Raw genomic sequence first — 22,744 nt, 5'->3', positions numbered from 1 at the left:
ACACGTCGAACACGTCGAACACGTCGAACACGTCGAACACGTCGAACACGTCGAACACGTCGAACACGTCGAACACGTCGAACACGCCGAACACGCCGAACACGCCGAACACGACCTCCGCCCGCGGCGCGCCGGTCGCGCCTAGTGTCCCCAGCGCCCGCAACGCGTCGAATCCCCTCAGCACGACTCAGACGGCTGCGGGAGCACAAGCGAGCACGCACATGCTATCCGGCGCGACAATAGAGGAGTTCAAGGAACTAAATAAAGAATTTGATACGCGTGACGGCTTTGTTAGCCAGAATGCCGACAGCAATCAGCGCATCGCAAAAAAGATGGAAGGTCAGTTGCCTCAAGCGATGACCGGCTATCCGCCGGAGGTGATTCGGTACGAGCAGAGGCAGGTCGAAGTGCAGGGAATGCTTGCCGATCTCCCCATGAGCGAACGCGAATTTTATAGCGGCGCGCTCGCGGTATTGAACACATCTTACCGACTTGAAAAGGACAGCGAAAATCGCATCGAAATAGAAAAGCAGTTCTCCGGGATGGAACGCGCCATCCGAAATCAACATGCTCGGGTGATCAATGATCCCGTTGACCGAACGCTCGGAATTTTCAATGCTCCGATGGGCGAAGGTTATATGAACAAATTTGATCGGCAGCGCGTCGACACGCTCGAGCGGTATCGCGAAGATTTTCTCGATGCACCCAACGCAACCGAGCGCAAGGCGATACTGTCGAAAGCCGTGGAATTAAAGAGCTCAATACAAGGAAAGATCAATTTCTCATTGAGCATTGTTGGCATGTTGGACGGAGGGCGATGGGAGGAGGCCAATAAAGAAGTCGACCGCATTTTGCAGGAGGCTCGAGCTCAGACCGACCCGGCAAAACGGTATGAACTGGTCGGCCGCCAGCTCTTTCAGATCAACCCGGGGCACGACGATCTTAAAGACAGAACCGTTCTGGCTTTCACGCAGCGCATGCGCGATTCGGAGCCTTTGCGCAACGAACTCTATGCCTGGCATGCTCAGGTGAGCAAGCCGTTGAACGCAGAGGCAGTCAGCGGACCCAAAAAATACACAGACATTCTAAAGGACCCCCCGCTCGTCGGTCCCGATTACGTCCGCGATCTCAGCGATCAGTACACCAATGTACTGCGGGACGCCGGTGAAAAGAATTACTCCATCACACCCGAAGCAAAAGCGAGAAGGCAGGCGACGCAGGTATTGGAGGGCGTCATGCGTGTCCTGTTTGAACTATCGCCTATTGGGCCGCTGGCTGACCTCATACCTTCGACATTGCCCGATAATGTTCGCACGGGAATCGAATTCGGCGGAATGATACTTGGGGCGCTCACTGGCGCTGGCATTGGCAAACTGACGAGCCGTGCGGCAGAAGCGGTGGCGGCATCGGCGAAAGCCGCGGAATTGGATGACGTGGCTGGCGCGGGAGTGCGCGTTGCAGGGAAAGGCCTTGTCGACGATTCGGTTGAACGAATGGTCAAGGAAGCGGCTGACAGTTCGGTCATGAGCACGCAAGCCCAGGCGGCCGCGGAAGCGTTGAAGAAAAAGGCGTTAGCAGAAGCGGGGCCGCTGGCGGATCCCACCAGCGTGCTTGCGCACCAAGCGATAGGCCTCGACTCTCCTCATGGGTCACTTGTCACTTACGCTGATAAAGACGTGAATCTCGCCAGCCTGCATCAGGGTAGCCGTCCCGGCGTCCTGGAGGACGCCAAAGGCGACAGGTTTATCGAGTTGGGAGGCAAGGCGTACCACGTTCGCTTCGACAACGACAACTCCACCTGGCGAGTGTTCGATAAAGAGAATCGTTACAGACCGCAATTTCCGGTTCGGTTAGATGAAGCGACCAACACCTGGGGACTGCACAGCGACGTCGGGCTACGGGGCGGCGTCAGGAAAATTAGTCAAGAAGTGCGACAGAAAGTCATTAATTTGTTAAACGAAGGAAACATGTCGAGGCTAGCTATCGCCGAAGAACTGGGAATATCGCGACCCTCAGTTGTGAAAATCGCAGAAGAAGAAAATATTGGTTTGTCGGCGCCGGGTTCGCTCCGCAGTCTCCCCCTCACCCCTGCATTGAAGGAGGAGGCCGTGGGACTTCTGAGAGAAGGAAACCTGACACGCGCCGAAATAGCGGAAAGACTGGAAATTTCTCGTGCTGCTGTCAGTAAAATCGCGAAAGACAACGATATTACTCCCGCGAGAAAGGCGGTGAGTCGAGCCAAGATCACCCCCGAAATTCGCGCGCAAGTGCAACAACTTTTCGAAGAACGAAAATATTCAGACGTTCAGATTGCAACCCGGGTGGGAATATCGCGCGCCTCGGTGATTAATCTAAGGAGGGAATTGCATTTGTCCCCCGCTGCTACTCTGCGTAGTCGTAAAGTAACGCCCGCGATGGAGACGGACATCATCGCGCAAATACAGGGCGGTGTGCCCGCCCGCGAAGTCGCTCAAGCCAATGGTGTTTCAGCGTCCACCGTATGGCGAATTTCACGGAAAATTGAAGTGCCGGTGTCCAGGCGCCCTGTGACAGAGGAGCAAATGGACCGCATATTCGAATTGAGAAATCAGGGGCTGTCGGCACAGAATGTCGCTGAGACAGTTGGTCTTTCTCAGAAAAAAATCGAGGATATCTACGCCAATGTCAATTTGGATACGTATAAAAGGTCGTGGTGGGACACGACCCCAGTCAAGCGGACGGCCACGCTTTCGCTACTGGATCAGGGGCGGAACGCTCGGGATGTCGCCAGGGAAATGGGTCTGCCTGTAGACACTGTACGTGGACTCGCGAACCAGCAACGGTTCGCAAGAGATTCGTTGGCTGTCGAGCTCTTGAGTCAAGGCGAGGCCCCGGAGACCGTTGCGGATACGCTAGGCATCGGCCGGCCCTATCTCGATCGCCTGAATGAGGGCGTGCCGCGGGGCACGCATGACATTCATACTGGCAGTGAAAATGTGGCCCTTGCCATGGACATGTTCGGAAAGGGCTATACGAGAGAGGAAGTTGCCGAGAAGCTGGGTATCTCGCGCTGGAGGGCGCGTAGCCTTGCGAACGAATTTTCCGCGAAAACCATGGACTCGGTTATGCCGCAACAGTTGCGGGATCTCGTGCGGGCGCTCAGCGATCAGGACCACACTTTCACGACCGGAGAACTGGCGAGAGGCACCGGCTTGCCAGAATCGACGGTGGCGGTCGTTGAGCACGAGTACGAGATGGGCTCTATTGTTACGCGCCAAGGTTCTCCCGTGGCCGGTCCCTCTTCATCAACGGCGAGCCACGGCACGGACTTCGAATGGGTTCGACCGCTCACGTTGGAGCAGGAGAAGCAAGCGATACGCGCAATGGGGGAAGGGCAACCTCTGGAAACTATCGCGCAAAAACTCAATGTCGATCGCGCAGCAATCGAGAGGTTGTCTGAAGACGATCTTCCATATACCTCGCCGACGGATGATACGCCCGTCCCGTCGACTTCAGCGGCACCTGCGCCCGCTGGCAGGCCGTCCACTATTCCGGCGCTCACGCCTCTGACCGATCAGGACAGGGACGAGATCCGAGGGCTTTCGCGACGAGATCAGCTGAGTTCGGGTTTCATCGCCGATCTGTTCGAGATACCAGTGGAAGTCGTGGAATCCGTGCTGCGAAGCCGTTGAACTATGATTGGCTGCCTGAGCGAGGAGGTCGCGAATACCGGCCAACTCGCCGCGTTTGCGGCCGGCCTGCTGACGACTTTCGGCGGATTCATCGTGGCGTCGCGCCATCTGAAAGGGATCTCGCGCGGCGTTTGGCGTCGCGTAATGCCTTCTGCCGGCGGAGCCTATAATGCGAAACGATCCGTAGCCTCTCCAGAAAATGCCTGATTTGCTCGCCAACCTGAATCCCGAACAACTCGCCGCCGTGACGCTGCCGAACGAGCCCGCGCTCATTCTCGCGGGCGCCGGCAGCGGCAAGACCCGCGTGCTCATCACGCGCATCGCGTGGCTGATCCAGCAGGGTTACGCGTCACCGCCGACCGTGCTGGCCGTCACCTTCACGAACAAGGCCGCGCGCGAGATGATGGCGCGTCTCTCCGCGCTCCTGCCTATCGACACGCGCGGCATGTGGATCGGCACCTTTCACGGTCTGTGCAACCGCATGCTGCGCGCGCATTACCGCGACGCGGGCCTGCCGCAGACCTTCCAGATCCTCGATACGGCCGATCAGCTTTCGGCCATCAAGCGTCTGATGAAGGGCCTGAATGTCGACGACGAAAAGTATCCCGCGAAGAACCTGCAGTACTTCATCAACAACGCGAAGGAGCAGGGCCTGCGTCCGAAGGACGTCGACGCCACCGACGCGTTCAACCGCAAGTTCGTCGAGCTGTACGACGCGTACGACCAGCAATGCCAGCGCGAAGGCGTCGTCGATTTTCCGGAACTGCTGCTGCGCTGTCATGAATTGCTCGCGCACAATCCGCCGCTGCGCGCGCATTATCAGGCGCGCTTTCGCAATATTCTCGTCGACGAGTTTCAGGACACCAACAAGCTGCAATACGCGTGGCTCAAGCTGCTCGCGGGCGAGCACAACGCGATCTTCGCGGTCGGCGACGACGACCAGTCGATCTACGCGTTTCGCGGCGCGAACGTCGGCAACATGCACGATTTCGAGCGCGAATTCCGCGTGCGCAATCTCATCAAGCTGGAGCAGAACTACCGCTCGCACGGCCATATTCTCGACACGGCGAACTACCTGATCGCGAACAACTCGCGGCGGCTCGGCAAGAATCTGCGCACCGACGCGGGCCACGGCGAGCCGGTGCGCGTCTACGAGGCCGCGACGGATTCGCAGGAAGCGGGCTGGATCGTCGAGGAAATCAAGGCGCTCATCAATACCGGTCTGTCGCGCGGCGAGGTCGCGGTGCTTTATCGCAGCAACGCGCAGTCGCGGACCATCGAACATACGCTCGTGAACGCGGGCATTCCGTATCGCGTGTATGGCGGGCTGCGCTTCTTCGAGCGGCAGGAAGTGAAGCACGCGCTCGCATATCTGCGCCTGATCGACAACCCGAACGACGACACCGCGTTCGCGCGCGTCGTCAATTTTCCGACGCGCGGCATCGGTGCGCGGTCCATCGAGCAAGTCGCCGACTCGGCGCGTCTCTATAACTGTTCGATGGCAGCGGCCGTGCCGTACGTCACCGGCAAGGCGGGCACGAGCCTCGGCGCGTTCGCGACGCTCATCGCGAAGATGCGCGCTGAAACGCAGCAGATGAGCCTGCCGGAGACGGTCGAATATGTGGTGCGCGCGAGCGGTCTCGCCGCGTTCTACGAGACCGAACGCGAAGGTCAGGATCGTCTGGAGAACTTGCAGGAACTCGTGAACGCGGCGGCGGCGTTCGTGAGCGAGGAAGGCTACGGCCTCGATACGCCCGCGCGCTCGATCCCGCTGCGTCCGGGCGCGACCGCCGCGCCGGAAATCGCGGCGGTGAGCGAGGACGGCGAGATCGAAGTCCTCGACGCGCCCGGTATCGCCGATCCCGCGCAGAATCCCGACACCATGACGCCGCTCGCCGGTTTCCTGTCGCATGCATCGCTTGAAGCGGGCGACAACCAGGCGCAGGCCGGGCAGGACGCCGTGCAGCTGATGACCGTGCACGCGGCGAAGGGGCTCGAATTCACGGCGGTGTTCATCACCGGGCTGGAAGAGGGCCTGTTTCCGCACGAGAACAGCGCGCAGGAAACCGACGGGCTGGAAGAAGAGCGGCGGCTCGCCTATGTGGCGATCACGCGCGCGAAGGAGCGGCTCTATCTGTCGTTCGCGCAAAGCCGCATGCTGCACGGCCAGACGCGCTACAACATCCGCTCGCGCTTCTTCGATGAATTGCCCGAAGGCTCGCTCAAGTGGCTCACGCCGAAGGTCGAGCCGGGCGCGCGCTGGGGCGGACGCGCGGACAACGCCGGCTGGGGCCGCGACTGGTTCGCGCGGCCCGGACAGGAGCGCGGCGGTTCGTCCTTCGCGCGTGATCAGCCGAGCGCGACGCTGCCCGCGTTCGCGAACGAGCAGCGCGCGGCGGAATCCGGCTTCAAGGTCGGCCAGGCCGTGTTCCACACCAAGTTCGGCGAAGGCACCGTGACCGCGCTCGAAGGCTCCGGCGGCGATGCGCGCGCGCAGGTGCGCTTCAAGCGCCACGGCGAGAAGTGGCTCGCGCTGGCGGTCGCGAAGCTGCAGGCCGTCGAATGACGCGGCTCGGCATCATGGCGGCGCTGCCGCAGGAACTGGGCGATCTCATCGCGCAGATGCGGGCGGCGGGCGAGGTTCGCACGGTCACGCTCGGGCGGCGCGAATACTACGTCGGCGACGCGTACGGCCGGCCGGCGGTCGTCACGCTGGCGCGCATCGGCAAGGTGGCGGCGGCCGCGACTGCGAGCGCGCTGATCCACGTGTTCGATGCCGATGCGATCGTCTTCACCGGCGTCGCGGGCGGCGTGCGCGCGGACGTGCAAGTCGGCGATGTCGTCATCGCCGATACCTTGATGCAGCACGATCTCGATGCGTCGCCGCTCTTTCCGCGCTACGAGGTGCCGCTGCTCGACCGCGCGCGTTTCGACGCCGACCGCGCGCTGTCCGACGCACTCGCCGCCGCCGCCGATGCGTTCATCGCGCAGGAAGGCGCCGCGTTGTCGGAGCGTTTCGCCGTGGCCGCGCCGCGCGTGCATCGCGGGATGATCGTGAGCGGCGATCGCTTCATCGCGAGTCACGAAGGACTGTTCGCGTTGCGCGACGCGCTGCCGGACGCGCTCGCGGTCGAAATGGAAGGCGCGGCCATCGCGCAGGTCTGCTACGAACACGACGTGCCGTGCGCGGTCGTTCGCACCATCTCCGATACGGCCGACGCCGCCGCGCCTGCGTCCTTCGCCGAATTCCTCACGTCCATCGCCGCGACTTACTCGTCGGGCATTTTGTCGCGCTTTCTGCGCGCCGCCGGCTGATTCATCCCTGAATCCCGCGCGGGCAGGGCTTTCCCGCAGTGTCTCCGTGTGTCGAAAATCCCGCTTGTAGTTGAGAATGATTCTCAATACAATGACTCGCACAACGTTAAGCACGAATTTTGGGCACAACGGGAGGCCCGACGACATGACCGACGAATTCACCGCCATCGGTACGGCGAGCGCGGAGCGCCCGGTGAGCGGGAAAGCCACGCGGGGTGAGCGTTGCGCTATATCGGCGAACGCCGCGAAGGTGATCGAAACGACACGCCACGCTTGGAGCGAGGCGACCGCGCAGGCGCCGAAGGAGGCGACACGCCGTCCGCCGCGCGCGTTGCAACCGAAAAAACGCGTCGTGCCGCGGCGTTCCCGCTGGCCGTCGCTCGTCGCCGCGCTGAATTACTGGAGCCCGAAACCGCTGTGAATGCCGCCGATTCCACTTCGAAAGCCGTGATGTCTTCCTCGCTCGCGCTCGACGAGCGTTTCTTCGACGTGAGCCGCTTTCCGCTCGTGCGGTTGCGTCCGCGCGCCGTGAAGCCGGGCTACGCGTTTGCGTGGAGTGCGCAGATGCGCCGCCTCGTGTCGCTCGCGACGCCGTTCGTGCTGGTGGCCGAACACGACGAAAACGAAACCGCCGACGACGCGCGTCTGCGCGCCGCGTGGTTGCGCACGCATCGCGCGATGCTCGCTGCGTACTGTCGCGGGCTCATCGTGATCGAGCCGCGCATCGAGGCGCGTGCGACGACGCGCGAAACGCTGCGCGCGCTGACCGAGGGCAGCGGCGTACGCACGGTCGTCGTGTCGAGCATGCGGGTGGCGGGCGAACTCGCGCCGGTGCTGCTGAAGCACACTGGGTCGGATACGCGGCCCGCCGCGCGCACGCAAGCTGTCTGAGTAGGACCGATCAGGGCGCGCCCTGTCTAGCAGGGGCTTCGTGGCTGCTCTATCCTGTGGAGCCAAGCCACGCTGCTTTGCAGAGGACGACGCGCATGCCGACTTACCGAGAAGCGTACCGCCGGTCGATCGAAGAGCCTGAAGCGTTCTGGGCCGAGCAGGCCCGCCGCATCCACTGGCAGACGCCGTTCGATCAGGTGCTCGACCGCAGCAGGCCGCCGTTCGCGCGCTGGTTCACCGGCGGCAGGACCAACCTGTGCCATAACGCGGTGGACCGGCATCTCGCCTCGCGCGCGCAACAGGACGCGCTCGTTTATATATCGACGGAAACGGGCATCGAGCGCCGCTACACCTACGCCGAGCTGCATGCGGAAGTGAACCGCATGGCCGCCGTCATGCGTTCGCTGCATGTGAAGAAGGGCGACCGCGTGCTCATCTATCTGCCGATGATCCCCGAGGCGCTTTTCGCGATGCTCGCGTGCGCGCGCATCGGCGCGATTCATTCGGTCGTGTTCGGCGGCTTCGCGGCGCCGAATCTGGCGGCGCGCATCGATGACGCCGCGCCCGCGCTCATCGTCACCGCCGATGCGGGCGCGCGCGCGGGCAAGGTGATCGACTACACGCCGCTCGTCGACGAAGCGCTGTCGCGCGCCGAATACAAGGTGCCGCAGGTGCTGCTGATCGACCGGCAACTCGCGCCCGAACGTTTGCAGGCGAATTATCTCGTCGCGTACGAGCCGCTGCGCGAGCAGTTTTTCGATGCTCACGTGCCCTGCGAATGGCTCGAATCGAACGAGCCTTCGTACATTCTCTATACCTCTGGCACCACAGGCAGGCCGAAGGGCGTGCAGCGCGACGTCGGCGGTTATGCGGTGGCGCTGGCCGCATCGATGGAGCATATCTTTCAAGGCGCGCCGGGCGATACGATGTTCACCGCGTCGGATGTGGGCTGGGTCGTGGGGCACAGCTACATCATCTACGCGCCGTTGATCGCGGGCCTGACGACCGTGATGTACGAAGGCACGCCGATTCGTCCCGATGGCGGTATCTGGTGGCGGCTCGTCGAGCAATACAAGATCAATCTGATGTTCACCGCGCCGACGGCGATCCGCGTGCTCAAGAAGCAGGACCCGGCGCTGATGGAGAAATACGATCTGTCGAGCCTGCGCACGCTGTTTCTCGCGGGTGAGCCGCTCGACGAGCCGACCGCGCAGTGGATCCAGAGCGCGTTGAGGAAACCCGTCATCGACAATTACTGGCAGACGGAAACCGGCTGGCCGATGATCGCGATTCCGCGCGGCATCGAGGAATTGCCATCGAAGCTCGGTTCGCCTGGCGTGCCGTCGATGGGCTTCGATCTCAGGCTGCGCAACGAGGCGACCGGCGACGAGTGCGCGCCGGGCGAGAAGGGCGTCGTCACGCTCGACTATCCGTTGCCGCCGGGCTGCATGCAGACCGTCTGGGGCGATGACAGCCGCTTCGCCGATACGTACTGGAAGAGCGTGCCGAATCGCACCGTCTATTCGACGTTCGACTGGGGCGTGCAGGATGAAGACGGCTATGTGTCGATTCTCGGCCGCACGGACGATGTGATCAATGTGGCGGGGCATCGGCTCGGGACGCGTGAGATCGAGGAGGCGTTGTCGGCGCATCCGGCGGTGGCGGAGGTGGCGGTAGTCGGTATCGCGGATTCGGTGAAGGGACAGGCCGCAGCGGCGTTCGTGGTGCTAAGGGATGCGGACCGCATCAACGCGCCGGGCGCGCGCGAGGGGATGGTGGCGGAGTTGTGTCACGCGGTGGATTCGCAGCTCGGAGCGATCGCGCGGCCGGCCAGCGTGCATTTCGTGACGATGTTGCCGAAGACCCGTTCGGGGAAGCTGCTGCGACGGGCGATCGCCGCGCTGGCGGAAGGACGCGATCCGGGGGAACTGCCGACGATCGAGGATCCGAGCGCGTTGATGCAGGTGAGGGAGGCGTTGGGAGCGAAGTAGGGTTTCACGGGCTGATGTCGGAGAGACGGCGGTATCGCGGGTGCGATGCCGCCGTTTTTGCGTCTGGGCTTTGAATCATTGACGAATGAGTTTTGTCGGTGACATTGAGCAGAATGTGCGCGTGGATTGGCATTGATTGTTCGCAAGGAGTGGAGGAATTGATTTGCAGGCAAACATTTTGGCAGTAGCGGCCGGAATATGATCTGGATTCCAGATTAATATGAGGATCAATTCATGTCATATCGCTACGCCGATGTCGCCGAGCTCGAAAACGAGACGATGGTCGGATCCCATCAGTGCGTCGATCTCGTCAAACATTATGCCGGCGCTCCGGCAACGTCGAAATGGCGAGAAGGAGAACGTGTTCTGGACGCCGTTCACATTCCGGTCGGTACCGCAATCGCAACGTTCGTCAATGGGAAATACCAAAGTCACGCACACGGCAATCATGCGGCTTTGTTCCTGCGTCGCGATGCGTGTTGCATCTGGGTAATGGATCAATGGGCCAACGATAAGGACAAGCCAAAAATATCGTCGCGACCCATTCCTATGAGAGGAAAGCATAAGAATGGCGAATACGTGAATCCCAGCAACAATGCCGACGCCTTTTCGATCATTGAATGAGACGAGGGAGATGACTCAGTTGACCATCAGTCTGCAACGTATCGCGGCATGTCTTGCGTGCCTGTTGGCCCCTGCGGTGTGCTTGGCAATCGATATTCGCTGTCCCGCGCGCATTAATATGCAGCCGGCTATCGTGACCGATGAGCCCGGAGGCTGGCGCGTCGCAGCGATTGACGCAACTGTCGAACGAAGGCGTGTCGATGTCCTTCGGGCCTCGCGAAGAACTTGGCGATCTAAAGCCGGACATCAGAATCACCAAGAAGCGCAAGACGTTTTCGTGGGACTATGTCCCGGCCGATCACGTGAAGGGTATCTGGCTGTCGTGCGGATACGGAAACTCCATCGCACTCTCTCAGCGTTTGCCCGAGGGAATAACCCGATGCAGTGCCGTTGAAGCGAGTTCTCAGGACGGGCGTTTCAGTTGGGTGACTTCATGTCGATGAATAGACGCATATGATCGATTTTTTGCCACGCACCATACGCATGGCGGTTTGCCTTTGCGCCCTGACTGCTCCATGTCTCGCAATGGCAGTCGAAATTCAATGTCCCGCTCGGATAGACATGGAACCGGTCGTCGTCAAGAACATGCCAGAAGGCTGGCGACCGTCGCAAACGAATACGTCAGTCCCTGTCTGGGGCGTTGGAATAAATGTCGGACCGCCAGAAGAAGGCATGGTCCTTAAGCCGCAAATCTATCGGGTGAAGGGCCGCCAAACCTTCAATTGGCCGTTCATTCCGGCAGACAGCGAAAAGGGAATATGGCTTTCCTGCGTGAACGGAACCGTGCCGGTCGCGCTGGCGCAGGAACTGCCCAAGGGAATATCCAAGTGCATCGCGAAGGAGCCGATTCCCGAAGAAGGCTGGAAGGTCGTCACGGTTTGTCACTGAACCGCCCGCCTGAAAACGAAAACGCCCGCCATGCTTCAGCTTTCATGGCGGGCGGACGAGACGAGTAGGGGGCGATTACCCCTTCACCCCCGCCTCATGCGTCTTCGGCAACAAAACCGCCAGCACGCCCAGCAACGGCAGGAACGCACAAACCTTGTACACATAATCGATGCTGGTCGCATCGGCAACATGACCGAGCACCGCCGCCCCGACGCCGCCCATCCCGAACGCGAAGCCGAAGAACAGTCCCGCGACCATCCCGACCTTGCCCGGAATCAATTCCTGCGCATAAACCAGAATCGCCGAGAACGCCGACGCCAGCACGAGCCCGATGATCACCGACAACACGCCCGTCCAGAACAGATTCGCGTAAGGCATCAGGAGCGTGAATGGCGCGACGCCGAGAATCGACACCCAGATCACCGCCTTGCGCCCAACCTTGTCGCCGACCGGCCCGCCGATGATCGTGCCCGCCGCCACCGCCGCAAGGAACACGAACAGATGAATCTGCGCGGCCTGCACCGACAACCCGAACTTGCTGATCAGATAAAACGTGAAGTAACTCGTGATGCTCGCAAGATAGAAATACTTCGAGAACACGAGCAGCACCAGCACGCTCATCGCCATCATCACCTTGTTGCGCGGCAGCGTCGCGTGCGCGACCTGCGCGCGGCCCTTCTTCGTTGCCGGATGACGCTTGTACCAGCGGCCGATGTTCGCCAGCACGAACATCGCCACGAGCGCCGCCGCCGAAAACCACGCGATGCTCTTCTGCCCGTGCGGAATCACGATCAGCGCGGCGAGCAGCGGCCCGAGCGACGATCCCGCGTTGCCGCCCACCTGAAACAGCGACTGCGCGAGACCATGCTTGCCGCCCGAAGCCATGCGCGCGACCCGCGACGATTCCGGATGAAACACCGACGATCCGCAGCCGACCAGCGCCGCCGCGATGAGCAGCGTGCCGAAGTTGCCCGCGATCGACATCAGCAGGAGACCCGACAACGTGAAGCCCATGCCGACCGGAAGCGAATAAGGCTTCGGATGCTTGTCCGTGTACAACCCGACCAGCGGCTGCAATAGCGACGCCGTGATCTGATACGTCAGCGTAATCAGGCCGATCTGCCCGAACGAGAGCGCGAACTCGCTCTTGAACATCGGATAGATCGCGAGAATCAGCGACTGGATCATGTCGTTCAAAAGGTGCGAGAAACTGATCGCGCCCAGAACGGAATAAACGGTGCGTTGCGTGCCCGTGCTCGCGGGATTCGCGGGATTCGCGGCGGAAGCGCCGGCCGATGCGCCGGAAGGCGACAAAGCGCCCTTGTCGATGCTCGTTTGCATAGTGATGTGCTGTTGAACGCGGAATTTGTCTCGGATTTCTGCTTTTTCAATCCGGCGATTTATGCGTGGACTGAATTTCTGACAAGTTTAGGCTGTCCTCGTTGCGTTGTCATGCCAAGGATCGTCGCGAATCGGACAGGATGCACCGCGCGTGGGCCATCATTTCGTCTGACACGACGATTTTTGGCCGGTTATAAAAAACGCGGTGAGCGAACGTCTGTTCGCTTCCCATTAAAAAGGCTCAAGAAAGCCGCAAATCCTGCCGTACTCCCGGTGGGAACCAGACCAGGGGCGCGCCGCACGACGGCAAAGTCCACAGATCAAATCGGGGATCGATCGATGAAACTGTTTTCGCTACGCGGCGCCAAGGACGCGGGTTTTGTGGCGCATGCCGAAGCCGCGTCGACTGAAGAACACGCGCGCGGGGGCGTAGCCACGAAGCGCACGCTGTCCGTGAAGTCATCGTTGAGACTGGCGTTCGGGCTCGTGCTCGCGGGGACGCTCGTCATCGGCGCGATATCGCTCACGCAGATCAGCCGCCTGAACGGCGCGACCGAATCCATCTACACGCAGGGCTACGTCGCGAGCCGCGCGGCGGAGGAAACGCGCGGCTATCTGCTGCGCGCGAGCCGCTCGCAAAAAATGCTGCTCACCGCGACGACCGCGAAAGAGCGCGACGATCTCGGCGCGCAGGTCGAGCAGGCGCTCGCGGATATCGGCCGCGAACAGGCGCAGCTCGCGCAATACATCGATCACGCGGATCAGGACGCGCTCGCGCAGCAAAAGCGCTTCTCGACCGCGCTCGCGACCTGGAGCGGCAACCTGCGCACCTTCGTGAAGCTCGTGAAGGAGCAGCCGCTCGATCTCTCGCAGATGAACTGGCAAGTCGGCACGCAGGACGTGTCGCTGCTGGTCGAAACCGGCAAGCTGGAAAAGATGGTCGACGAACTCGTCGCGCGACGCGGCGCGGCCGCGAAGGCCACTATCGATTCCGCCGCGTTCATCTTCCAGTCGTCGTTCGTGATGGTGTCGGCGCTGACGCTCGCGTTGTTCGCGCTCGCGATCGTCGTGTCCGAGTGGGTCGTGCGGCGTCTCGCCGGACAGCTCGGCGGCGAGCCGGGCTATGCGAAGGACATCGCGCGCCGCATCGCGTCGGGCGATCTCGCGAACCGCATCAGTCTCAAGCGCCGCGACGACGCCAGCATGCTGCACGCGCTCGCCGAAATGCAGGCGGGCCTGTCGTCGACCGTCGGCGATATCGCGGCGAGCGCGGAGGCGATCGCGTCCGCATCGAGCGAGATTTCGACGGGCAACGTCGACCTGTCGCGCCGTACCGAAGAGCAGGCGGTCGCGCTCGAGAAAACCGCGGCCAGCATGGAGCAGCTCACGTCCACCGTGCGCCAGAATGCCGACAACGCCCAGCAGGCGAGCACGCTCGCCGCGAATGCGTCGGAGATCGCGGAGAAGGGCGGCGCGGTCGTGGGCCGTGTCGTCGAGACGATGCAGCGCATCGATGCGAGCGCGAAAAGCATCGGCGACATCATCGGCGTGATCGAAGGCATCGCGTTCCAGACCAACATTCTCGCGCTCAACGCGGCGGTCGAGGCGGCGCGCGCGGGCGAGCAGGGCCGCGGCTTCGCGGTCGTCGCGGGCGAGGTGCGCAGTCTCGCGCAGCGCTCGTCGGCGGCGGCGAAGGAGATCAAAGGCCTGATCGATACGTCGGTGTCGCGTGTGTCCGACGGCTCGACCTACGCGCAGGAAGCCGGCGCGACGATGGAGGAAGTCGTCAAGGCCGTGCGCCGCGTCACCGACATCATGGGCGAAATCTCGGCGGCGTCGGCGGAGCAGAAGACGGGCATCGAATCGATCGGCGAGGCCGTCACGAAGATGGACGCGAACACGCAGCAGAACGCCGCGCTCGTCGAGGAGGCGGCGGCCGCCGCGCAATCGCTCGACGATCAGGCGCGCGCGCTGAAATCGCTGGTGGGGAAATTCCAGTTGGCCTGACGCGGGACATCGGGATAGAATCGCGGTCGGGCGCGGCAGGGCGCCCGGTCTCGCGAAAGTCTTACGCACCTGCCGCGCATTGCATCATCTCTGGATCGAACCGCAACGTCGAACCTTTATAGCCGCAGCGAGAACGGCACGACAAAGGAACAACGTCATGTGGTCTACATCCTGTCCGATTTCTTCTTCCGTTTCCAATAGCGACTATCTGCGCGAACACGCGCGGCGCCTGCTTCGTCACGCCCGCGACGGCGACACGAGCGCGTCGATGCCCGTCCTGCGCCGTCTGCTCGCGGCGAAAATCACGCGCGCGCAACGTCTCGCCGATCTGCACGCGATCCGCGACGACCTCCAACTGAAGCATCTGCTTGCGATGCTCGCCGCCGAACTCGGCTACGCGAACTGGGACGCCTGCAAGTCCGATATCGATGGAAAGGCGAGCGCGATCATCGACCGTTACCGGCTCGACGCGGGCGCATTCAACGATTTCGAAAAGAACTGGTTTGCGAGCGAGGCGCAAGCGCTCGACTGGCAGCGCGCTCACGGCGGCTATATCGTGCGATACGGCGAGCAGGCCGTGGCGATTCTGAAGCGGGAATAGATAAGGATTGCGCGCAAGAAGGAAGCCGGTCAGATCAGCTCGACTTCCTTCCAGTTCGCGCTAAGAAAAAAACGGCTCAGCTCCTTCGTGAGCTCGTTCAGCGCGCTCATCTCGGCCGCCGAGATCTTGCGCACGTGTTGCGGCGAGGTCCAGTCGCCGTAGATCAGCGCGACGGTCGAATCGTTCGATTTCACCGGCAGCAGCACGAACGCCTGCGCCTCGCCGAGCGTGTCCTTGTACCAGCGCGGCAGGCGTGCGTCGATGCGCGCGTCGCGCGCGTTCTCGATGAAGATGCCGACCGGATTGGTGATCGCGAGATGAAATACGTCCGGGCGGAATTCGGCGGAGAAGCGCAGTTGCTCCAGCATCGGTTCGACGCCCGCGCCGAGGCCGAGACGCGCGTGAAACTCGTTGTTGGCCTGGCGCATGAACACCACGGTGCGCGACAGATGCAGACTGCCGAGAATCGATTCCGAGGCGAGCGCAAGCGCCGGCGCGAGCGCATTCTTCGACGGCAACGCCCGCAGGTCTTCCACGCTCGCGCCGATGCGCGCCTGCGCCGATACATTCGCGCGCGCCATGGCGTCGGCGTTCGCCTGGAGTTCGGAAATCTCGCGGATCACGCCCTCGCTCGATTCCTCGCTGGCGAGCGCGAGGCTCATCGACGCGAGCGTGTCCGCGTCGGTGTTGAGCGCACCGCTGTAGCGATGGGCGATATCGAACAGCATCGACTCGCGGCCGTCCGCTGCCATGTTCTGCGCGGTGAGCGCATCGGCGACTTCGGTCGAATAGTTGGAGATGGCGCGCAGCCAGCGCACGTGCTTCGGCACGGTTTCGTCGACGGGCGCGTTCGGGTCGGTCGCGCGCATGCCTTCGCGAATCGTCTCGGGCAGGCGCCAGCGATCCGCCGCCTCCAGGCCGATTTCATCGAAGGTGACGCCGAGCAGCGCCGCGCACGCGACGCTGTCCGGAATGTTCTCCGACGCCGCCTTGCGCCGCAACTGATCCCATTCGTGCTCCAGATAGAACGCGACCAGCAGCTTGCCGATCTGCCGCATCAGCGTGCAGACGACGGCTTCCTCGGCGGAGCGCAGATCCTTGTGCTCGGTGAGCTGACGCGCGACCGCGCCCGAAAGCAGGGTGCGGTTCAGTTCGAGCTTTGCGTCGATGCGGCGCGGCGCGCTCTGATGGAAGTGATCGACCAGCTTCAGCCCGACCACGAGATGGCCGACTGCATCCATGCCGAGCACCATCAACGCGCGCGTGACGGTGGTGATGTTGCCGCCGAACGCGATGTACATCGCCGAATTGGCGAGACGCAGCACCTTGTGCGTGAGGCCGACATCCGACAGCACGACTTGCACGAGGGACGTGAAGTCGAGGTCGTCATCGCTCATCGCGGACACGGTCGTGCGCAGCGCCTGGGAGAGCATGGGGAAATCCCCGCGCTCGCTCATGCGCGACCACAACTTGTCCAGTAGTTCGGCCTTGGTGCGTGCCATTGCTAAAAGTAGAAACCCTGCTCGTTACGCGACGGCTAACCCGAGGCGGTCCAGCAAATTCAATCCACCCCGCCAACGAAATGTACACGTTATTAGGGAGTTACGGCGCGTTCCTCGATCAGAACACGAACATAATACGAACACAAACCACGGTCCGCGCATCATGTCTCGTGCAGCACGAGCGAGTTCGACTGGAACGAGCGCGCCAGCTCGTCCGAAGGCAATGCATGACTGATGAGCCAGCCCTGAATGTGATCGCAGCCGAGATCGGCGAGCAAGTCGCGCTGCGCCTCGGTTTCGACGCCTTCAGCGACCAGCTCCAGCCCGAGCGACTGCGCGAGCCCGACGACCGCGCTCACGATCGCACGGTTGTTGCGGGACGTAATCAGGTTCTCGACAAAGCTGCGGTCGATCTTGAGCTTCGACAGCGGAAAACGTTGTAAATAAGCGAGGCTCGAATAGCCGGTGCCGAAATCGTCGACGGCGAAGCGGATGCCGATCGACGTCAGCGCTTCGAGCAGGCGCGTGGCTTCTTCCGGATCGTGCATCAGCAGGCTTTCGGTGATCTCGAACACGAGCCGCCGCGCGTCGATGCCAGTCAGCGCGAGCGCTTCCTTGACCGCCGCGGTGAAGCGCTTGTCGCGGAATTGCTGCGGTGAGACGTTGACCGAGATGTAATCGAGCCGGATGCCGATCGCGTCCCACTGCGTGATCTGCATGCACGCCGCCTTCAGCACCCAGTTGCCCAGATAGTTGATGAGACCGATCGACTCCGCGAGCGGAATGAAGGTCGACGGCGGCACCAGGCCGTGCACCGGATGGTTCCAGCGCATCAGCGCTTCCACGCCGACCACCGCGCCCGTGCGGATCTTCGTGATCGGCTGGAAGAAGAGCGAGAACTCGCCGTTGCGCACGGCTTCGTACAGGTCCGCTTCGAGCTTCAGACGCTCGGCGTCGGCGGGATTGTCGTCGATCGTGTGGAAGACGAGCGCGTTGCCGCCCGCTTCCTTCGCCTGCGCGAGCGCGTGATCGGCCATGCGCAGGAGACTCGTGTGCGCGCCGCTCTTGGCGTTCTTGCCGGACTGATCCGGATAGAGCGCGACGCCCACGCTCGCGGACAGATGCGTATGCTGCCCGCGATGCCGGTACGGCTGGGCGATCGCGGTCAAAAGACGCCGCCCGAGACTCTCGGCGAGTTCCGGCGTGCTGCCGGCGGGCAGCAGCACCGCGAACTCGTCGCCGGCCACGCGCGCAACGCGCTCGCCGTGCCCCGCCGTGTGCTGGATGCGGCGCGCGGTTTCGCGCAGCAGTTCGTCGCCGGCGTCGTAGCCGAGCGCGCGGTTGATGCGCTGATAATCGTCGATGTCGAGCAGCACCAGCCCCGCGTGCGTGCGCGTGAGCTCGGCTTCGGCCTGCGCGGCGCTGATCGCGTCCTTGAGCGAGACGAGATTGTCGAGGCCGGTGAGCGCGTCGTGATTGAGCGTGTGCGTGAGCGATGCTTCGCGCTCGCGCCAGTGCATCACGTCGAAGGCCGCGAGCGCGAAGCCGGGCGTGCCGCGCGCGGCGGTCGACACGAGCCTTAGCTCGACGCAGATCGGATAGGTCAGCGACTTCACGACGGTCAGCGTCGCCGATTCGAGCTTGCCGCTCGCGCGCGCCCGGGCGACGAGCGCGTGCAGTTCGTCGGCCTCTTCCGACGCCACGAGATCGTGCAGCGTCAGCATGCTCAGATAGTCGCGGTGATAGCCGATGAACTCGATGCTCGCATCCGACACATACTGAAAGCGCAGCGCGTCGTCGAGCTGCGCGAGAAAGTCGACCGCGCCGAGCATGGCTTCGGGCACGCCGGCGCGAACGGGCGCATCCGGCGCGGGAGCGTCGGGCGGCGCAGAAGGCGCGTCGGCGGCGTCGGGACGCGCGTCGAGCGCGCGCTCGTGCGGCTCGCGCGCGGCGCTTCCGCACGCGCGCGCAAGCGCATCGAGCGCGATGCGCCACGGTGCGCGGCGGGAGACGTTGATCCGATTCGCTTGCATGGTCTCGTAGGGTTCTAGCGGCAGCGCTCGCCGGGTCGGGCAAACGGCGGCGCGCGGAACTCGCAGCTCGCGGGTTCCGGCCGGGACGTGCCGAAACGGTCGCGGCACGCTCTATCAGGCGAGTTATCGGCGTATGGGGCGAATTCTTTAACCAGGCATCCGGGTTACAACGGATCCATCACAGGAATAACGGTGTCCAGGAATTGTCGATAGGAGATGCGTATGATGTCGACTGGCAAATTCGGTTACAGTGGCGCGTTTTCAGCGGAACGGTCCACGCTTTTGCCGAACGATGCATTCGCCGCCCCTCGACCTTCCGATTCCGTCCGACTCGTTCGCCCCATGATCGAATCCATTACGTTGCCGGCCTGCGCCACAGCCAGGGCCCTCGAGCCGGCATACTTGCATCGCCAGGACGCGCCGCGGCGCGCCTCCGACAGGTTCCCGTCATGCCCCACTCCATGAAGCGCGCGGCGCAAGCGAAGCGCGGACCGAGCGTCTACGTCGGGCGCCAGCCGATTCTCGACGGCGACGGCGCGCTCGTCGCCTACGAACTGCTGTTTCGCGACAGCCCCGACAATCGCGCGCGCATCCACGACGACGTGCAGGCGACCGCGCATGTCGTCGCGCGCACGGTGGGAGAGATCGGCGTGCCGGCGGTGCTCGGACCGCACCCGGGCTACGTGAACATGAGCCGCGAGCTGCTGTTCGACGACATCGTCCACATCATGCAGCCCGAGCGTTTCGTGCTGGAGCTGCTGGAAAACATCACCTTCGACGAAGCGCTTTTCAAACGCTGCGCGCAACTGCGCAACGCGGGCTTTCGCTTCGCGCTCGACGACGTCGTGCGCCTCGACGATGCACTGCTCGCCGCGTTGCCCTCGGTGGATATCGTCAAGGTCGATTTTCTCGCGGCGGATCACGACCATCTGCCGGCGCTCGCGGCGGCGGTGAAGCGGCGCGGCAAGTTGCTCGTGGCCGAAAAAGTCGAAACCACCGACGATTTCGCGAAGGCGAAGGATCTCGGCTTCGATCTTTTTCAGGGCTATTTCTTCGCGCGGCCGCAGGTGCTGTCGGCGCGGCGCGCGAGTCCGGCGCGCGGCTCGCTCTTGCGCCTGATGGCCGTGCTCGCGGGCGAGCCGGGCATGCGCGAGCTGGAAGCGGAGCTCAAGCGCAATCCGGATATCGTCGTGCAATTGATGCGCCTCGCCAATTCGAGCGCGCAGACGCGCGGGCGGCGCGTATCGTCGCTGCGCGAGGCGATCGCGGCGACCGGCACGCGCCAGTTGATGCGCTGGGCGCAACTGCTGCTCTACGCGGACGGCAGCGGCCTGCCGTGGCGCTCCGACCCGCTGCTGCAGCTCGTCGGCACGCGCGCGCGCTTTCTGGAGCTTGCGGCCGAAACGCTGCGTCCTGCCGACGAAGCCTTTTCCGATGCAGCGTTCATGACCGGCATCTTCTCGCTCGTGCATGTCGTGCTCGACATGCAGCCGGCGGAAATTCTCGATAAGCTGCATCTGGCGGCGGAAATCCGCACGGCGATCCTCACGGGCGAGGGGCCGCTCGGCGCGCTGCTCGGCATCGCGCGGGCGGCGGAGCGGGGCGATGCGCCGGCCATCGACGCGAGCCGTCACGCGCAGCCGTCGCTCGACGTGCTCACGCCCGCCGTGCTGGCGAAACTGCAGTTCGATGCGGCGGCGTGGTTCGCCCAGCATCGCATGGATCAGAGTGCGGACGACGCGTAACGCGACGGCTGCGCAACGAACGAAGTCATCGAAGAGGAGCGCGCATGAAGAACAGGATTTCGAGCTTGACGGCGGGTGGCGTGCTGGCGATCGCGGCAGCGATACTTCCGCTCACGGCGGGCGCGACGCTCAAGCCCGGCGATGCCGCGCCCGAGTTCACCGCGCAGGCGTCGCTCGGCGGCAACGTGTACGACTACTCGCTCGCGGATGCGTTGAAGAAAGGGCCCGTCGTCCTGTACTTCTATCCGGCGGCGTTCACGAAGGGCTGCACGATCGAGGCGCACGAATTCGCCGAAGCGGTCGATCAGTACAAGGCCGAGGGCGCGACGGTCATCGGCGTGTCGCACGACAACATCGATACGCTGAAGAAGTTCTCCGTGAGCGAGTGCCGCAGCAAGTTCCCGGTCGCGGCCGATCAGGACTCGAAGATCATCCGTTCCTACGACGCCTCCATGCCGATGAAAAGCACGATGGCCAATCGCGTGTCCTACGTGATCGCGCCGGACGGCAAGGTCATCTACGAGTACACGAGCCTGTCGCCGGACCAGCATGTCGCGAACACGCTGCAGGCGCTGCGCGACTGGAACGCGAAGCACAAGGCGCAGTGATGCGCGTCATTTCGATCGGGTGAGGCGGCCATGCCCATCGTCATCGCATTTGTCCTTCTGGCGTTGCTGATCTATGGCGCCGTGTGGTCGTTCAACACGCTTCATGCGCATTTCGGTCTGGGCGTGGCGGTGGGCGCGGCGATCGTGGCGCTGCTCGCGATCGCCGCGGCCGTGATGCGCTGGCTCGCGAGCCGGCGTGAGATCGCGCCGAACCTGCGGCGTGGCGAGAACGGCGACTGGACCCACGAGCTCAGGACCGACTGGGGCGGCGTGCGGGTCGCGGCGGGCAAGCGTCTGTGCGATGTGCGCATCGGCGATGAGCGCGGCAGCTATATTTTTGCGGACCTGCGCGGGGCGCGCGTGCAGGAGCCGGCTGCGGCGGATGGCGCGTGGCAGGTCGTGCTCGATGTGCAGGACGCCAAGCACGGCGAGTGGAAGCTGCCGATGCGCGATCGTGGGGAGGCGCACAAGTGGGCGCGGATTTTGTCGCTGGCGACGCAGCAGAAGCTTTGACGTGCTTCAGGCGTGATAGCCGATATCCCCCCGCACCTTGCCGCGAAACACCCAATACGACCAGATCACATAGATCACGAGCACGGGCAAGAGAAACATCGTGCCGATCAACAGAAACTGATGCGATAGCGGCGCGGCCGACGCATCCCACAGCGTCACCGAGGGCGGCGCGATGAACGGCCAAAGGCTGATCACCAGCCCCGTGAACGCAAGAAAAAACAGCCCGATCGAGCACAGGAACGGCAACACCTCGCGGCCCTTCGCGAGACTCGACCATAGCGTCCACGCGAGCAGCACGGTCAGAACGGGCACCGGCGCAAACAGAAAGCTCTGCGGAAAGCCGAACCAGCGCGCCGCGATGCGCGCATCCTTGAGCGGCGTCCACAGGCTGATGAGCAGAATGAACGCGATCACGCCGAGCAGCGCCAGGCGCGCCATGGTGCGGCTCCATTGCTGCAGTTCGCCTTCGGTCTTGAGCACGAGCCACGTCGTGCCCTGCAGCGCGTAGCCGAAAATCAGGCCCACGCCGACCAGCAGCGGAAACGGCGCGACCCAGTTCCAGCTCGTGCCCACGTAGACACGGCCTTCGATTGGGAAGCCCTGGATGAACATGCCGAGCACGATGCCCTGCGAGAACGTCGCGACGAGCGAGCCGCAGCCGAACGCGGCGTCCCACAGCCACTTGCGCGCACCGATCACCTCGCGAAACTCGAACGCGACGCCGCGAAAAATGAGCCCGAGCAGCATGAAGAGAATCGGGAAGTAAACCGCCGGCACGATGATCGCGAACGCGAGCGGAAACACCGCGAACAGGCCGCCGCCGCCGAGAATGAGCCAGGTCTCGTTGAAGTCCCAGACCGGCGCGACGGAGTTGATCATCAAATTGCGTGAGTCGGCGTCGCGGCGCAGCAGGAACATCATGCCGACGCCGAGATCGAAGCCGTCGAGCAGCACATACATGAACACCGCCAGCGCGAGAATGGCGGCCCACAGCGGCACGAGATCGAGCATCGC

The 22,744-nt window shown here is 63.1% G+C and carries 18 protein-coding genes and 1 pseudogene; 14 read left to right on the top strand and 5 right to left on the bottom strand.

The genetic code is table 11. The features are described from left to right. Positions 1–184: hypothetical protein (locus AWB80_RS43470; RefSeq protein WP_160147473.1), on the bottom strand; the 184-nt coding region annotated here is incomplete at its 3' end. Between the two features lie 37 nt (positions 185–221). On the opposite strand from AWB80_RS43470, the gene AWB80_RS24935 reads away from it, so the two are divergent. From AWB80_RS24935 to AWB80_RS24895, 9 genes and pseudogenes are all read left to right on the top strand, one after another. Further along, complete coding sequence (locus AWB80_RS24935) at positions 222–3,671, top strand: COG3415 family protein (RefSeq protein WP_061177324.1); 3,450 nt, start codon at positions 222–224, stop codon at positions 3,669–3,671. A 199-nt stretch (positions 3,672–3,870) separates the two neighbouring features. Then, positions 3,871–6,237 (top strand): UvrD-helicase domain-containing protein, encoded by a 2,367-nt coding sequence (locus AWB80_RS24925; RefSeq protein ID WP_061177322.1) that lies wholly within the window; start codon positions 3,871–3,873, stop codon positions 6,235–6,237. Next, positions 6,234–6,986 (top strand): 5'-methylthioadenosine/adenosylhomocysteine nucleosidase, encoded by a 753-nt coding sequence (locus tag AWB80_RS24920; protein ID WP_061177321.1) that lies wholly within the window; start codon positions 6,234–6,236, stop codon positions 6,984–6,986. Before AWB80_RS24925 ends, AWB80_RS24920 begins: the two co-directional genes overlap by 4 nt. A gap of 145 nt (positions 6,987–7,131) precedes the next feature. Then, positions 7,132–7,407 (top strand): hypothetical protein, encoded by a 276-nt coding sequence (locus AWB80_RS24915; protein ID WP_061177320.1) that lies wholly within the window; start codon positions 7,132–7,134, stop codon positions 7,405–7,407. A gap of 29 nt (positions 7,408–7,436) precedes the next feature. Next, the gene (locus tag AWB80_RS24910; protein ID WP_087131583.1) at positions 7,437–7,877 is read left to right on the top strand and encodes a hypothetical protein; all 441 of its coding nucleotides are present in this window, start codon (positions 7,437–7,439) and stop codon (positions 7,875–7,877) included. Continuing rightward, positions 7,811–9,868: pseudogene (locus AWB80_RS24905) on the top strand (propionate--CoA ligase); the annotation flags it as partial. The gene AWB80_RS24910 and the pseudogene AWB80_RS24905, both read left to right, overlap by 67 nt. A 234-nt stretch (positions 9,869–10,102) precedes the next feature. Continuing rightward, entirely contained in the window at positions 10,103–10,492 is a 390-nt protein-coding gene (locus AWB80_RS24900; protein ID WP_061177317.1) for a BPSL0067 family protein, read from the top strand. Between the two features lie 140 nt (positions 10,493–10,632). Then, entirely contained in the window at positions 10,633–10,935 is a 303-nt protein-coding gene (locus AWB80_RS45600) for an STY0301 family protein (protein ID WP_425266880.1), read from the top strand. Between the two features lie 10 nt (positions 10,936–10,945). After that, positions 10,946–11,380, top strand: a complete 435-nt coding sequence (locus AWB80_RS24895; protein ID WP_425266879.1) for an STY0301 family protein — start codon at positions 10,946–10,948, stop codon at positions 11,378–11,380. Positions 11,381–11,455: 75 nt separating this feature from the next. Here AWB80_RS24895 and AWB80_RS24890 read toward each other — a convergent pair whose 3' ends face one another. After that, positions 11,456–12,721: an MFS transporter gene (locus tag AWB80_RS24890; RefSeq protein ID WP_061177315.1), complete on the bottom strand. Its 1,266-nt coding sequence runs from the start codon at positions 12,719–12,721 to the stop codon at positions 11,456–11,458. 339 nt (positions 12,722–13,060) lie between these two features. Here AWB80_RS24890 and AWB80_RS24885 point away from each other — a divergent pair, with 339 nt between their 5' ends. Further along, complete coding sequence (locus AWB80_RS24885) at positions 13,061–14,728, top strand: methyl-accepting chemotaxis protein (RefSeq protein ID WP_061177314.1); 1,668 nt, start codon at positions 13,061–13,063, stop codon at positions 14,726–14,728. A gap of 157 nt (positions 14,729–14,885) precedes the next feature. After that, positions 14,886–15,329 carry a hypothetical protein gene (locus tag AWB80_RS24880; RefSeq protein ID WP_061177313.1) on the top strand — a complete coding sequence of 148 codons (444 nt, stop codon included), beginning with the start codon at positions 14,886–14,888 and terminating at the stop codon, positions 15,327–15,329. 29 nt (positions 15,330–15,358) lie between these two features. Here AWB80_RS24880 and AWB80_RS24875 read toward each other — a convergent pair whose 3' ends face one another. Both AWB80_RS24875 and AWB80_RS24870 read right to left on the bottom strand, forming a co-directional pair. Further along, positions 15,359–16,831, bottom strand: coding sequence for an HDOD domain-containing protein (locus tag AWB80_RS24875; RefSeq protein ID WP_061177312.1), 1,473 nt, complete (start codon positions 16,829–16,831; stop codon positions 15,359–15,361). A gap of 161 nt (positions 16,832–16,992) precedes the next feature. Further along, positions 16,993–18,864: a putative bifunctional diguanylate cyclase/phosphodiesterase gene (locus AWB80_RS24870; protein ID WP_061177311.1), complete on the bottom strand. Its 1,872-nt coding sequence runs from the start codon at positions 18,862–18,864 to the stop codon at positions 16,993–16,995. Between the two features lie 449 nt (positions 18,865–19,313). On the opposite strand from AWB80_RS24870, the gene AWB80_RS24865 reads away from it, so the two are divergent. From AWB80_RS24865 to AWB80_RS24855, 3 genes are read left to right on the top strand one after another with little or no spacing between them, the layout of a single operon-like run. After that, positions 19,314–20,609, top strand: a complete 1,296-nt coding sequence (locus AWB80_RS24865) for an EAL and HDOD domain-containing protein (protein ID WP_061177310.1) — start codon at positions 19,314–19,316, stop codon at positions 20,607–20,609. A gap of 44 nt (positions 20,610–20,653) precedes the next feature. Continuing rightward, positions 20,654–21,217 carry a peroxiredoxin gene (locus AWB80_RS24860; protein ID WP_061177309.1) on the top strand — a complete coding sequence of 188 codons (564 nt, stop codon included), beginning with the start codon at positions 20,654–20,656 and terminating at the stop codon, positions 21,215–21,217. A 30-nt stretch (positions 21,218–21,247) separates the two neighbouring features. Beyond that, positions 21,248–21,730, top strand: a complete 483-nt coding sequence (locus tag AWB80_RS24855; RefSeq protein WP_061177308.1) for a hypothetical protein — start codon at positions 21,248–21,250, stop codon at positions 21,728–21,730. Positions 21,731–21,736: 6 nt separating this feature from the next. On the opposite strand, the gene cydB is transcribed toward AWB80_RS24855, so the two are convergent. After that, entirely contained in the window at positions 21,737–22,741 is a 1,005-nt protein-coding gene (gene cydB / locus AWB80_RS24850) for a cytochrome d ubiquinol oxidase subunit II (protein ID WP_061177307.1), read from the bottom strand. Positions 22,742–22,744: the final 3 nt, after the last annotated feature.

It is taken from the genome of Caballeronia pedi, assembly GCF_001544915.2.
Lineage (GTDB): Bacteria > Pseudomonadota > Gammaproteobacteria > Burkholderiales > Burkholderiaceae > Caballeronia > Caballeronia pedi.
The sequence above is the reverse complement of the archived record's forward strand: the minus strand, read 5'-3'. Positions and strand labels throughout refer to the sequence as shown.

Bases quoted from the DNA above. Each gene is read 5' to 3' on its own strand.
- AWB80_RS24895 (WP_425266879.1), top strand. From the start codon at position 10,946: ATGATCGATTTTTTGCCACGCACCATACGCATGGCGGTTTGCCTTTGC.
- AWB80_RS24925 (WP_061177322.1), top strand. From the start codon at position 3,871: ATGCCTGATTTGCTCGCCAACCTGAATCCCGAACAACTCGCCGCCGTG.
- AWB80_RS24880 (WP_061177313.1), top strand. From the start codon at position 14,886: ATGTGGTCTACATCCTGTCCGATTTCTTCTTCCGTTTCCAATAGCGAC.
- AWB80_RS24865 (WP_061177310.1), top strand. From the start codon at position 19,314: ATGCCCCACTCCATGAAGCGCGCGGCGCAAGCGAAGCGCGGACCGAGC.
- AWB80_RS24915 (WP_061177320.1), top strand. From the start codon at position 7,132: ATGACCGACGAATTCACCGCCATCGGTACGGCGAGCGCGGAGCGCCCG.
- AWB80_RS24920 (WP_061177321.1), top strand. From the start codon at position 6,234: ATGACGCGGCTCGGCATCATGGCGGCGCTGCCGCAGGAACTGGGCGAT.
- AWB80_RS24910 (WP_087131583.1), top strand. From the start codon at position 7,437: ATGTCTTCCTCGCTCGCGCTCGACGAGCGTTTCTTCGACGTGAGCCGC.
- AWB80_RS24935 (WP_061177324.1), top strand. From the start codon at position 222: ATGCTATCCGGCGCGACAATAGAGGAGTTCAAGGAACTAAATAAAGAA.
- AWB80_RS45600 (WP_425266880.1), top strand. From the start codon at position 10,633: ATGAGCCCGGAGGCTGGCGCGTCGCAGCGATTGACGCAACTGTCGAAC.
- AWB80_RS24885 (WP_061177314.1), top strand. From the start codon at position 13,061: ATGAAACTGTTTTCGCTACGCGGCGCCAAGGACGCGGGTTTTGTGGCG.
- AWB80_RS24860 (WP_061177309.1), top strand. From the start codon at position 20,654: ATGAAGAACAGGATTTCGAGCTTGACGGCGGGTGGCGTGCTGGCGATC.
- AWB80_RS24870 (WP_061177311.1), bottom strand. From the start codon at position 18,864: ATGCAAGCGAATCGGATCAACGTCTCCCGCCGCGCACCGTGGCGCATC.
- AWB80_RS24900 (WP_061177317.1), top strand. From the start codon at position 10,103: ATGTCATATCGCTACGCCGATGTCGCCGAGCTCGAAAACGAGACGATG.
- cydB (WP_061177307.1), bottom strand. From the start codon at position 22,741: ATGCTCGATCTCGTGCCGCTGTGGGCCGCCATTCTCGCGCTGGCGGTG.
- AWB80_RS24875 (WP_061177312.1), bottom strand. From the start codon at position 16,831: ATGGCACGCACCAAGGCCGAACTACTGGACAAGTTGTGGTCGCGCATG.
- AWB80_RS24855 (WP_061177308.1), top strand. From the start codon at position 21,248: ATGCCCATCGTCATCGCATTTGTCCTTCTGGCGTTGCTGATCTATGGC.
- AWB80_RS24890 (WP_061177315.1), bottom strand. From the start codon at position 12,721: ATGCAAACGAGCATCGACAAGGGCGCTTTGTCGCCTTCCGGCGCATCG.